Source organism: Ferrovibrio sp. (assembly GCF_964218355.1).
GTDB lineage: Bacteria > Pseudomonadota > Alphaproteobacteria > Ferrovibrionales > Ferrovibrionaceae > Ferrovibrio.
In genome coordinates, this window is sequence record NZ_CAXPMC010000016.1 from 245,316 (window position 1) to 257,451 (window position 12,136).

The following is a 12,136-nucleotide window of genomic DNA, read 5'->3' on the forward strand; positions in this document are numbered from 1 at the left end:
CGGCGACATCGATCAGGGAATTATCTAGGAGCCAGCGCTACGGATCAGGAGAGCATGAGCTTCGCAATGCAGCTTCAGCGGGGCACATTCGGAATGTTGCGACTTCCAGGAAATCGAGCAGTTCAAAAGCCTCCCCAAGCTTGGCACCGATCAAGTCTAGCCAGCTGAGCTAATCTGGTGTCCGTGATCGGACAAGAAAAAGCAATTCTGCCTACTCAGAGAAGCAGCAATGCCTTGTCCGCCGTCAGGCTTTCGTAGTCCGGCCCCCGGGCGCTGTCGGCATAAAGATGTGTCAAGTAGCCCTCGCCATCCCTGATCTGAACCGCGAACCGGCCTGACTCGGAAATCTCAACCGCAATCGGCAGGCCCATGGACCGCGCCTTCCAGGTCGACTCCTTCAGATCCGCCACATCCTCCACCTTCATGCTGACATGATGGTAGCCAGCCGGACGGGCATCCGTGGCCTGGATCAGGACCAGTGCAATATCGGTCGCAGTGCCCGCCATCACGGCGATGTCACCATTGGCGCCCTTCGAAAGGGTGCGCAGGCCGATGAGGTCCTGGTAATGCGCTTCCGACTTGGCCAGGTCCTTGACGACCATGGCGGCATGGGTGGTGTAAGCCGGATGGAACACCGCGGACGACACGCGCCGGATTTCCGGGTCGACGTGATAGAGCGATTCAACGATCGGCGGAGTCGAGCCCGGCGTCCAGTCCGGCTTGGGCTTGGTGACCGTGCCCGAACGCTGGTTGCGCCATTCCCTTACAACATCGGCATACACTTCGTAGACATTGCCGTCCGGATCGAAGTTGTAAACGCTGTGCGCGATGTCATGGTCCATGGTGCGCAGGAAGGTCTGACCTGCCGCAATCGCCTTGTTGTAGCACTCCACCAGCGCCACTTCCGATTCCAGTTCGAAGCCGAGATGGTTGAGCTGCGGCGACTTAGCTTTGCGCGCCCTGGCCACCGGACCGTTCACGTCGATAAAGGCGATATCGTGATGGGTGTTGCCATTGCTCATGAAGCCACCGCCCACCAGAGGTGTGCGATAGACCTCTTCCACGCCGATGACTTCGGTGTAGAACTTCATGGCGCCGTCGAAATCGGCGGAATAAAGGTTCACATGACCGAGGCGACGAACCGCGAAGAACTTCGGCTCTGCTGAATTGCTTTTGCTGATGGTCTGCTGGCTCATCGATCCCTCCATAAAGTCTGCGTGCTGCGAAACCGGCTGGCCCCGGCATCAGGTGCCGATCCGCACCGGGCCGCTCAGGTTCTTGAGCGCAGCGATGATGCTGAGCGCGGTGATCTTGCCAGTCTTGGGATTCTCGACCGAGGGAATGTTGGCGATTTCCATCGAGAAGGCAGCACTGTCGCTGTCGACCGTGATGCGGTGACGATTGCGGTCCGAGGCCGGATCGGCCCAGATCTCGATCATGGTGCGGTCGGCACCGATGCCGGCGAGGCTCAAAGCGGCGACGACGTTGACATTGGCCGGGAAGCCGACGACGGCATCGCGGGCGGTGCCTTCGAATACTTTCTTGGGTTCCGTCAGGTTTTCCAGCGAGATGTTGTTCTTCACCAGATGCGGCGCCCCTTCGAGACCTTTCACCGGCTTGTGTGTGACCATGCGGACCGAGTTGATGGTGCCTTCCGCGGCTGCCTTGACGGCATCCAGACCGATCAGCGCGCCGGTCGGGGCAACAATCTTGCCGCCGTATTCCCTGGCCAGGTCGAACAGATGTGGGCGGCTGACCAGCGTGCCGACACTGATGACGACCAGCGTACGGCCCGCCTTCAGAACAGGTTCCGCGAGCGTATCGAACACTGAAGCCGGCAGGGCCTCGATGATCACGTCGGCGACCTTCGGCAGGTCTTCCAGTTCGACCAGCGTCACCGGCGACTTCAGCTCGGCCAGAAATTCTTTGGCAGGCCCCGGATTGCGCACCGAGACAGCAACCAGTTCGCAACCATCCAGGCCCTTGTCGATACGCTTGGCGACGACCTTGCCGATGGTGCCCAGGCCGGCGATTGCAACGCGCAGCGGTGCGCTGGCGGCTTTCGCTGAGCCCCTGACGTCCTCGAGTTGAATCACTGCGCTCACTGCCTTACTCCATGCATGCTGTGCGTTAAGCAAACTTCCTCAGTCTCGACTGTCCTAGCCGACCCCGGCAAATCGGACAAATGAGTAATCCGCTCACATTGATGCCCTGGCATCACAGGTCGCGTGTTTACCCCTGTGCCTTCGCATCGAGGCGTGACGCGTAAATCTGAATCGGCACAACCAGCACCACCAGAATGCCGACGAGAACCATCGAGAGTGCCGCGCCGCTCGGAATATTCGGATAGCCCCACAACATCCACAGCGCAGAACTCAGCACCATTGTCTTGGACGTCAGGAAGATCAGCGGAATGGCCAGGTCGCGCATGGCATGGGCAAAGATGAACAGCCAGCCATTGATCAGCGATGGCCGCAGGATCGGTATAAGCACCAGCCAGATCGTCTTGAGTCGCCCGGTGCCGCAGATCGCCGCGGCGCGCTCAAGATCCGGATGGACCTGGATCAGCGTCGAGGATATCGAGCGGACGCCGAAGACCAGATTTACACTGACCTGCGCCATGATGATGACAGCGATCGAGCCATAAATCGGCGTGCGCACATACAGCAGCAGCACCGCCAGGCCGAGCACGACATGGGGGATGGCGATCGGCAAGAAGGCAAATACATCGACCAGCTGGCCGACAACACCCTTGGTGCGCAGCGCCACATAGGCGACCAGCAGGCTGAATGCCACCGTGATCGTGGAGCCGACCAGCACGACGATGACGGTGTTGCCGAACGAGGTCTGGAACACCTGCGAGTCAAACAGGCGCCAGTAGTTGTTCAATGAAATGGCCTGCAATGCGCCAATCGACGGCAGCCGGTAGAAGGGCAGCAGGCTGGCCCAGGCCAGGATTAACACCGGTGCCAGCGCCATCAGGAAGAAGACGGACGAATAGAGATAGACGCCGAACCGCTTCAGGCCCAGCGGTGTCATCACATGGCGATAGTTCTTGCCCGAAATGACTGAGAATTTCTCCGCCATCCGTGTCAGGTGCCGATACAGGATCATGAAGCCGACGGCGATGATGACGAGGAAGACGCCGAAAGCCGCGGCCAGATTATAGTTCGGCACACCGAGATCGGCAGTGCTGAGTAGGAAGATGCGCGTGCTGAGCACATGGATACCAGCCGTCAGACCGATGGTCAGCGGAATATCGAACACCTGAATCATGATCATCACGGTGTAGATCACCACCGAGAGCAGGCCCGGCAGCAGGATCGGCATGATGATATGCATCAGGCGCCGCATCGGATGGACGCCGGCGAGGATGGCCGGGAATTCCAGCTTGTAGTCGAGATTGCGGATGACGCCGGACAACATCAGGTAGACGGTCGGGGTCAGCAGGAAGGCGCTGATGAAGACCATCATGCCCATGCTGTAGATATTCACCGGACCGTAATTGGACTCGAGATTGAAGAACTGCCGCAGCAGGTGATTGAAATAGCCGTTGTTCGGGTTGAGCAGCAGTGTCCAGCCAAAGCCCTGGATGATGGGCGGCAGGCCCATCACGGTCATCATCAGCACGCGCGTCGTGGTCTTGTATTTGAAGTCAGTGCGTTCCGTGATCCAGGCCCAGATCGAGGCGAGAATCGTGGTGAGACCGATGGTGCCACCGACATAGACGCTGGTATTGCCGAGCAGGACCGGCAGGTCGTCCTGCATGAACAGCTTGATGAAATTGTCGAGCGTGAACTCGCCGCTCGCCAGACCGTAGGTGCCGACGTGGTGAAAGCTCGTCATCAAAAGTACCGTCAGTGGCATCACCGTGAGCCACATGAGCAATACTGCCGCCAATCCTACCAGTACGACCATTACTGCACTTCCACCAAAAGAGAGAGCCTGCCCGCTTCAATCGCCTCAGAAATAATGAATATGCTCAGGCGCGTAAGAGACCCTGACTTTTTGCGCGAGCGTATCGACGCGCGAGTCGACATAGACCGAGATCATCTGATTCCCGATATCGCAGACCAGTTCGACCTGTCCGCCGAAGAAGGCGCGCTGGTCGACCGGGAGATTGACAGCATTGACGGTATTCGGCGGCGGTTCGAACTCGAAGTCCTGCTGGCGCAGAACCAGCGTGACGGCATCACCCTGAACCGGCGCGGTCGCCTTGCTCTTCACGAGCAGCTTGCCGAGCTGCGTATCGGCCAGGAACCGGCCCGAGGCAGGCTCGACCGATTCAACCGTTGCCTCGATCAGGTTCGGGGACCCGATGAAGTCGGCAACGAAGCGGTTGTTCGGTTCGAAATAGATTTCGCGCGGGGTGCCGATCTGTTCGATGCGGCCCTCGCTCATCACCGCGATCACATCCGACATCGACAGCGCCTCGCGCTGGTCGTGAGTGACATAGACCGCTGTCACCCCCTCGCTGGTCACGATGGAGCGGATTTCCTTCTGCATGCTTTCGCGCAGCGTGGCATCCAGGTTCGACAGCGGCTCGTCCAGCAGCAGCAGCGACGGCTTCTGCACCAGGGCACGCGCCAGTGAGACACGCTGCTGCTGCCCGCCGCTCAGCAGCGGAGCCGCGCGATCGATAAGGGCTTCCAGATGCACCTTGGCCACGGCCTTGCGGGCTTCCTCGCGGCGCTGCTGGGTGTTGGTGATCCGCTTGACGCCATGATGGATAGGGAATTCCACATTCTCGCGCACCGTCATATGCGGCCAGATCGCGTAGCTCTGGAACACCATCGAGATGTCACGGCCGGCCGACGGCACCTGGATTTTGCGGACATGATCGTAGATGGTGCGGCCGTTCAGGGTGATGCTGCCTGCGGTCGGATCATCCAGGCCGGCGATCATGTTCAGCAGCGTCGATTTCCCGCAGCCGCTCGGCCCCAGCAGGGTCAGGAAGGCACCGGTCGGAATCTCCAGGCTCACATTGTCGAGCGCGAGCGCACGGCCGCCGATCGTGTTGGGATAAATCTTGGAAACGCCTTCAATCTTCAGACCCATAACCTATCCCTCACACCTCAACCGGTTGCCCGGTTTTGGATGACTCCAGAATGGCGAGACAGACCGCCACCGTATTCCGTCCCCAGGCCGCATCGCGCATGACCGGCTTGCGCCCGGCCATCGCATCCACCAGTTCATCGATCGTGTCGCCCTGGCCGAAGCTGCCGCGGCCGACCATGGCGTCGACCTCGCGGATGCCTTCATTGCCATAGATCAGCACGCCGGTCGGCGAGGGACGCAGATCGCCCTGCTCGCAGGTGGCGACCATGATGCCGAAATGCGGCTGCTGACGGCCGATTTCGCCGGCGGCAAAACCCTTGGAAATCGGGCCGCCATAGCCGTAGCGCTGCACCCGCATGGCGGCCTCGCCACCGGCCGGCAGCTCGCTCAGCACGCGGCGCGAGTTGCCATGGTTCGGCGTCTTCTTGCGGCCGCCTTCGGCCACCCAGAACTGCAGCTCGTCGCTGTCGAAATGGTCGTAGCCGCTGTAGACCAGCGAGGCACTCACGCCATTGGACAGCTTCAGCAGGGCCGTGCAATGCCCCTGCGTCGGCCGCTTCGGATCGAGAATGCCAGCGATGGCATGCACCGAGGTGATGGTCTGGCCGGAGATCGCCTTGATCGAGTCGATCTGGTGCGGCAGCTGGTTGAACACGATGCCGCCACCCTTGTAGGTATCCAGCTCTTCCGGACGCCGTGGGCGATACAGGAAGTCGGTGTAGTTCCAGCAGTTGATCATCGCCAGGCGGCCGACGTCGCCGCTGTCGATGATATGCCGCATCGTCTTGATCACCGGATCGTGGCTGCGGGAATGACCGACAACGAGATGCACGCCGCGATCCTTGACGGCGGCGATCATCCGGTCTGCATCGCTCAGCGACAGCGTCAGCGGCTTTTCGACAATGATGTTGACGCCATGCTCGGCAGCCAGCAGCACATGCTCGCAATGATACTGATGCGGCGACGCGATATAGACTGCATCCGGCTTCACGCTGGCCAGCAGCTCGTTCAGGCTGGCAAAGGTCGGAATCTGGAAGTCGGCGCCAAATTTCTCGCGGGTCTCGGCATTCGGATCGCAGGCAGCAATGATTTCCACGTCCGGATGGGCCTTCATCGCCGGCGCCATCAGCACCGAACCGGCAAAGCCAAGACCGCAGATTGCGAACCGTACTTTCATATTGTCCCCCATACTGGACTCCAACTACGCGGCGGCTTTGGTGCGGCCGGACAGGTTCTTCAGGAAGCTGCCGAGATGCTCGGTAAAGAGTTCGGCCTGCTCGGTCTGCGGCCAGTGTCCGCAATCCGGCATGAATACAAATTCTGCATTGGCAAAGCGGCGGATGGCCTCATAGCCGACCTGCACCGGGATGCTGCGATCGTTCATGCCCCAGATGATCAGTGTCGGTCCCGGGATCATCACATTGGCAATATCGTCGCCGATGACGTTGCCGGCCTCCCGGCGCGCCGCAATGGGATCCCAGTTCTTGCCGGCGATCATGCCATGGCGCAGCGCGACCAGATCGGGGGTCAGCTTGTCGGCCGAATAGAACGTATTGCGCGACACTTTCTCAACACTCTCAAGCGTCGGCTCCAGGCTGGAGAACCGGCCGCGCAGCGCATTGATGGCCGCCTCGCCTTCGGGGGACAGCGGGAAATGCGGATATGGCGCAACAGAGACAATTGCTGCGATCGTGAATGGCAGCGAGGCCTCGCGGATCCGCATCATGGTCGCCAGCAGGCCGCCGATGGAATTCCCTACCAGGATGACATCCTGAAGCTGGAGCGCCTCGATGAAGGCGACCGCATGCCGATACCGGAACTCGATGGAATGGTCGGTGGGCGCATCGCTGTGGCCAAAGCCAGGCTGATCATAGGCGATGACGTCGTAACCCATTCCGCTCAGGGCGTTGAAGGTCACACCCCAGTTCACATCCGAGCAGGCGCCCGGCGCGCCGCCATGCAGCAGCAGCACCGTCGGGCCGGAGCCCTCGCGATAATACCCGGTGTTGATGCCCAGGATTTTGACGTCGCGCCGCGTGCGATTGATTCCGGCCGGCATCAGGCCAATCCCTGGGCGGCGAGGAAGTCGTCCACTCCGTCCATCGGCAGCACGACGTCGACCGGGTCGACGGCAAAGGCCGTGCCATCCGCGATCCTCTCGCGGAATTTCGCGATGCCGCCCTCGGCTTCCAGGATGTCCAGCACGCGGCGACGCGCCGTCACGATGGCGATGTCGCTGGAGATCAGCATCTCCTTCGAGCGATCGGCGATGCGGCCCATGCCTTCCTGCATCGCGCGATCCTGGTCGTTGACGCCGTAGATACCGGTGGTGCTGAAGGTCTGCTGCAGTTCGCGGTCGATCAGATAGTTGTTGTCCATGCGCCGCCGCGGAATCCAGGTGTCGATCATGCTGCCGGTGTTGAGCTGATGCGGCTTGTATTCATATTCCGGCGGGAAGGCCGCGCCCTTGGCGACAAAGTCGAGGAACGGCTGCTGCAGCGGCTGGTCCTTGGAATAGCTGAAGTCCCAGCAATAGGTGTTCTCGTTGTCGATCGGAATCCAGGCCCGACCGCCGATCGGCCAGGCCGCGCTCGGAATCAGCGAGAACATCGGCGCCATCCACTGTGTGATGCGCCAGTAGAATTCGTTGTCCGCATTGCGGCGGGCAATCGACATGAAGCCCGCATTGGTGTCACGGATGAAGTATTTGGGCGACGGATCCGAATAGGTGTAGTGGCGGTGCACACGGGTCGAGGTCGCATTGGCATTGGTGCGATGCAGGCAAGACACATGCGAGGAATCGATTTCGCCTTCCGCGCCCTGGAACCAGTTGGTTTCCTGCAGCCAGACCGTGGCGAGGAACTGATCCTGCGGCAGGTCGATCCAGGGGAATTTGGGCAGCGCCGGCGGCTCGCCGGAACCCATGAACACCCAGACGATGCCGGCCTTTTCCTGAACCTGGTACGACCGCATCTTCACATTGCGGCACAGGTTCTTGTTCGGCTCATTCATCATTTCGGTGCATTTGCCGTTCTCGTCATACACCCAGCCGTGATAGGCGCAGCGGATGCCCTCTTCTTCCATCTTGCCGAAGAAGAGTGGTGCGCCACGATGGGCGCACCGCGACTGGATGATACCGGCCTTGCCGCTGCCGACACGAATGGCGAGAAGCTCTTCGCCCAGCAGCTTGAGACGGACCGGACTGCAGCCGGGATTGGGAAGCTGCGCAGACAGCAGGGCGGGCAGCCACATGGACCTGAAAAGCTCGCCACCCGGCGTCCCCGCATCGACCGAACACAGAAGCCGGTTCTTTTCCACTGAAAGCATACTTTACTCCTCCCGTCCCAATTCCCTGCACTCCGGCCAACGCGCCGGTTACTTGCTCGGCGCGGCCGAATACACCTTGAGGATCTCCTGCTGCGCCTTCTCCAGCACGACCGTGTCTTCGTCGGACCGCGCCTCGATGACCTTGACGTTCGGATTGGCCTTGTAGATGGCCTTGGTGGTCGGCGACTCCTTGTCGCCCAGGAACGACAGGTATTCGTGCTCTTCCTGGATCTTCAGGCCTTCGGTGACCATCCAGGCCGAGAACAGCTTGCCGAGATTGGGCTGCGGCGCGTCCTTGAGCAGGAACATGAACAGTGGGCCGAGCGGCAGGTTTTCCGCCAGAACCCAATCCACCGGTGCGCCCATCTTCTTCTGCGCATCGGCCAGTGCCGTGTAGCCCATGCCAACCGCGACTTCGCCGGTGGCGACAGCGCCGACGACGGCCGGCGGGCCGGCCTTGAAGCGCGGCTGGTTGGCCATCAGCTTCTTGGTCAGGTCAACGGTGCCATCGACACCCAGCTCCAGCGCCAGAATGTCGAGCGGCGCGGTGGAGCGGTTCGTCATCGCGAAACGCCCCTTCCACTTCGGCTCGGTCAGCTCCTGCAGCGACTTCGGAGCATCCTTCGCCTTGAGCTGGTCGGTGTTGTAGACGATCACATAGCTCACATCCCACTGACGCAGCATGCGGCCGTGGTAACGCGGAATGATGCCGTCGACGGCAGCGGCCTTGATGGTCGGGAACAGGGTGCCGAACTCGCCGACCCAGTCCACCTTCAGATCGAGGCCGTTCTTGACGATCATGTGTTCGTAGGTGCTGTAGCCGAAGCCGCCGATCACGGTCGGCAGTGGCACCTTCGCCTTGGCCTGCTCAACGACACGCGGCGCGGCGACAGCGGAGGTCAGCGGCAGCCATTCCCAGTCGAGCTTGATGTTAAAGCGCTTCTGGAAGGCATCCATGATGGCCTTCTGGGCGCTCTCGCCCTTCGGCGAGCTGATCATGTTGACGAACTTGCCCTGGGTGGCTTCCTTGCGGGCCGCTTCGATGATGGCCTGCGACGGATCAGCAGAGGCCGAAGTCGGCGCGAAGAGCATGACACCCACGGCCGTTGCGGCCAGCGACAGCGTCATGGAACGGAAAGCCGATGTAGCGAACTTCGTAACGACAGTATGCATCTCTGTTTTACCCCCTCTATCCATCATTGCAGCTTGTACAAAGCACCAGATCGAACCACGCCTCGCAGTTCGACTGCTGCAAGCAGTGTTTGAGTTTTACGAAAGTGGGACAAGTCAGTTTTGTGACCACAGTTATGAGTCAAACTCATACTTCCAATGTCGTGCTCAATAAGCATTCCAACGCCGCAAAATGCAGCATCAGCATTGCGCGAGAATCGATCTGTGACCGCAGCTTTGAAGTGCGTCACAGCTCTCATTCATTCGTACGCCGATATTCCTTTGCTTCCTCCGTCAGCCATTGCCTGAACAGGCGTACCTTTCTCGATTCCGCTTCGCGTTTGCGATACAGCAGGTAGTATTCGCCGGCACTCGCGGCCTTGTGGAACAGGCTCTGAAGATTTCCGAGCGCGAGTTCCTGCTCGATCAGAACTTCCGGCAGTACTGCAATCCCCTTGCCTTCCAGCGCGGCCTGCAGACTCATGAAGAAATGGCCAAACGAGAGTTTCTTCCGCGCAGCAATCGGCGGAAGGCCGCCAATCCGGCACCAGTCATCCCACGCGCTGGCACGCGTCAGCGTGGTGATCAGGGGAAACTTGACCAGGTCTTCGGGCCGCGACGGCGGCGTCAGCAGGCGCGAATTGCAGACCGCGACCAGCTTGTCGGCGAATAATCGCTGGCCCTCGATCCCTTCGACGTCAGCCAGCATTTCCAGGTCGATCTTGGCCAGATCGGCTCCGGTCTCGTCGCCGGCGTGTTTGGCGTGGCAGAAGGATTCGTTTTCACTTTCGCCTTCGAACTTCCCGACACGAATGGCGACATCGACCTGGTTGTCGTTGAAATCGACCGCCTCGATGGATGAGATCAGGTGGATTTCGGCATCCGGATAATATTGCGAAAACCGGTGCAGGCGCGGCGCCAGCCAGCGCATGCCGAGCGTGGGCAGCACATTCAGGCGCAACACGCTGTCGTTGCGGCGATTGAGCAGCTGTTTGCTGCCTTCCTCGATCAGGCTGAAACCGATCGAGATCCGCTCATAGAGCTGTTTCCCCTCGGCGGACAGGATCACGGCCCGTCCACGGCGCAGGAAGAGTTCACATTCGAAGGTTTCTTCCAGATTCTTGATGTGGCGGCTGACCGCACTTTGCGTCACGCAGAGTTCCTCGGCCGCCTTGCTGAAGCTGAGGTGTCGCGCTGCACTTTCGAAGGCCCGCAGGGCCAGAAGTGGCGGCAAAGTGCGGTTCGAGGTCATGCTGTCCCGGTCAGTCGTGTGTAATGCGCCAGCGCTGCATCGATCAGGTTTTCGCTCGCTTCCTGCGTCCGGAACGCCGAATGGGCGGTCAGGGTGACATTGGGCAGGCTGATGAGCGGATGATTGGCCGGCAGCGGTTCGACCTCGAACACATCCAGCCCGGCATGTCCGATCTGGCCCGACTTCAGCGCATCGATCATGGCGGCTTCGTCGACCACCGCGCCGCGCGCCGTGTTGATCAGGATGGCGCCCTTGCGCATCTGGGTGATACGCGCGCGCGACAGGAAACCGCGGGTCTCGTCATTGAGCAGCAGATGCATCGACAGCACGTGGCTTTGCGCCAGCACCGTGTCCAGATCGGTGAATTCGACGCCCGGGCAGGATTTCGGACTGCGATTCCAGGCCAGTACCTTCATGCCGGCACCGACAGCAATACGCGCCACCTCGCCCGCGATGCCGCCGAAGCCAACCAGACCCAGAGTCTTTCCGGTCAGCTGCAGGCCGTCGGTGCGCAGCCAGTTCCCGGCGCGCACGGCACGATCCATCGGTGCCAGGCTCTTGGCCGCGGCCCACATCAAGGCAATGGCAAACTCGGCCACGGCCGTGTCGCCGTAATTCTTGATGATATCTACCGAGATGCCGATTTCGGCCAGTTCCTCGGGGCTCATGTAGCTGCGCGCGCCGGTGCCGAGGAAAATCACGTGTTTCAGCCTGGGGCACAGCCTGGCATTTTTGGTGGGAAAGCCGGTGTGATCGATGATTGCAATTTCTGCATCGGCCAGCAGGGCGGGCAGCGCATCCGGCGTGATCGACGGCTGCCGGTTCACCTGGATGCTGACACCCTGGGCGCCAGACCGGCGCTCCATGACCTCCGCGAGAGTCTCGCTCGCGTCTACAAAAACTGCTCGCATGCACACTTGCCTTCCACTCATGTTTTAGTCGCGCATGCTGAGCGCGCCAACATGCAAATGAGTTGTCGATGGTATTTTCTTCAAACCCCGAAACAATTGATTTTATCGCGTTATTCCATGACTCCGGCTCATACGAGACCCGCCTTGGTATGCGTAAAACTTCTAAGCACCACTTTCGGAAGATTCATGTAAGGACGAGTCAGGCTCATACTGGCGCGCGGCGCTTGCGTGGCACAAATCATCGCTCGGGAGTCAATGGATGTCGGATGCCGAAGTGGTGCGGCGATCAACCTTAGGTATCCGGTCGATCCGGTAAGTGTCCGCCCACGCAATGAGTGGACGTGTTCCCGCAAAGAATGAGTCTATCAGGAAAACTCATTTGTCCGCTTTTCACTGCGCGCGTTAGTACAGGATGACG

General features: G+C 60.4%; 10 protein-coding genes. All 10 read right to left on the bottom strand.

Features of this window, described 5'->3' with window-relative positions:
* Positions 1–215: 215 nt before the first annotated feature.
* Positions 216–1,196 carry a VOC family protein gene (locus ACEQZY_RS10365; protein WP_370154042.1) on the bottom strand — a complete coding sequence of 327 codons (981 nt, stop codon included), beginning with the start codon at positions 1,194–1,196 and terminating at the stop codon, positions 216–218.
* A 48-nt stretch (positions 1,197–1,244) separates the two neighbouring features.
* Entirely contained in the window at positions 1,245–2,105 is an 861-nt protein-coding gene (locus tag ACEQZY_RS10370) for an aspartate dehydrogenase (RefSeq protein ID WP_370154044.1), read from the bottom strand.
* Positions 2,106–2,232: 127 nt separating this feature from the next.
* Positions 2,233–3,846: an ABC transporter permease gene (locus tag ACEQZY_RS10375; protein ID WP_370154046.1), complete on the bottom strand. Its 1,614-nt coding sequence runs from the start codon at positions 3,844–3,846 to the stop codon at positions 2,233–2,235.
* A 117-nt stretch (positions 3,847–3,963) separates the two neighbouring features.
* Complete coding sequence (locus ACEQZY_RS10380; protein WP_370154048.1) at positions 3,964–5,058, bottom strand: ABC transporter ATP-binding protein; 1,095 nt, start codon at positions 5,056–5,058, stop codon at positions 3,964–3,966.
* A gap of 10 nt (positions 5,059–5,068) precedes the next feature.
* Positions 5,069–6,247: a Gfo/Idh/MocA family protein gene (locus ACEQZY_RS10385; protein ID WP_370154051.1), complete on the bottom strand. Its 1,179-nt coding sequence runs from the start codon at positions 6,245–6,247 to the stop codon at positions 5,069–5,071.
* Positions 6,248–6,259: 12 nt separating this feature from the next.
* The gene (locus ACEQZY_RS10390) at positions 6,260–7,117 is read right to left on the bottom strand and encodes an alpha/beta fold hydrolase (protein WP_370154054.1); all 858 of its coding nucleotides are present in this window, start codon (positions 7,115–7,117) and stop codon (positions 6,260–6,262) included.
* Positions 7,117–8,385, bottom strand: a complete 1,269-nt coding sequence (locus ACEQZY_RS10395) for a Rieske 2Fe-2S domain-containing protein (protein WP_370154057.1) — start codon at positions 8,383–8,385, stop codon at positions 7,117–7,119. Before ACEQZY_RS10395 ends, ACEQZY_RS10390 begins: the two co-directional genes overlap by 1 nt.
* A gap of 48 nt (positions 8,386–8,433) precedes the next feature.
* Complete coding sequence (locus ACEQZY_RS10400) at positions 8,434–9,513, bottom strand: ABC transporter substrate-binding protein (protein ID WP_370154060.1); 1,080 nt, start codon at positions 9,511–9,513, stop codon at positions 8,434–8,436.
* Positions 9,514–9,811: 298 nt separating this feature from the next.
* Positions 9,812–10,807, bottom strand: coding sequence for a LysR substrate-binding domain-containing protein (locus tag ACEQZY_RS10405; protein WP_370154063.1), 996 nt, complete (start codon positions 10,805–10,807; stop codon positions 9,812–9,814).
* Complete coding sequence (locus ACEQZY_RS10410) at positions 10,804–11,673, bottom strand: NAD(P)-dependent oxidoreductase (protein ID WP_370154066.1); 870 nt, start codon at positions 11,671–11,673, stop codon at positions 10,804–10,806. Before ACEQZY_RS10410 ends, ACEQZY_RS10405 begins: the two co-directional genes overlap by 4 nt.
* Between the last annotated feature and the right edge of the window lie 463 nt (positions 11,674–12,136).

Coding starts and splice junctions, on each gene's coding strand:
- ACEQZY_RS10375 (WP_370154046.1), bottom strand. CDS start 3,846: ATGACGAGCTTTCACCACGTCGGCACCTACGGTCTGGCGAGCGGCGAG.
- ACEQZY_RS10380 (WP_370154048.1), bottom strand. CDS start 5,058: ATGGGTCTGAAGATTGAAGGCGTTTCCAAGATTTATCCCAACACGATC.
- ACEQZY_RS10390 (WP_370154054.1), bottom strand. CDS start 7,117: ATGCCGGCCGGAATCAATCGCACGCGGCGCGACGTCAAAATCCTGGGC.
- ACEQZY_RS10410 (WP_370154066.1), bottom strand. CDS start 11,673: ATGGAGCGCCGGTCTGGCGCCCAGGGTGTCAGCATCCAGGTGAACCGG.
- ACEQZY_RS10385 (WP_370154051.1), bottom strand. CDS start 6,247: ATGGGGGACAATATGAAAGTACGGTTCGCAATCTGCGGTCTTGGCTTT.
- ACEQZY_RS10400 (WP_370154060.1), bottom strand. CDS start 9,513: ATGACGCTGTCGCTGGCCGCAACGGCCGTGGGTGTCATGCTCTTCGCG.
- ACEQZY_RS10395 (WP_370154057.1), bottom strand. CDS start 8,385: ATGCTTTCAGTGGAAAAGAACCGGCTTCTGTGTTCGGTCGATGCGGGG.
- ACEQZY_RS10405 (WP_370154063.1), bottom strand. CDS start 10,807: ATGACCTCGAACCGCACTTTGCCGCCACTTCTGGCCCTGCGGGCCTTC.
- ACEQZY_RS10365 (WP_370154042.1), bottom strand. CDS start 1,196: ATGAGCCAGCAGACCATCAGCAAAAGCAATTCAGCAGAGCCGAAGTTC.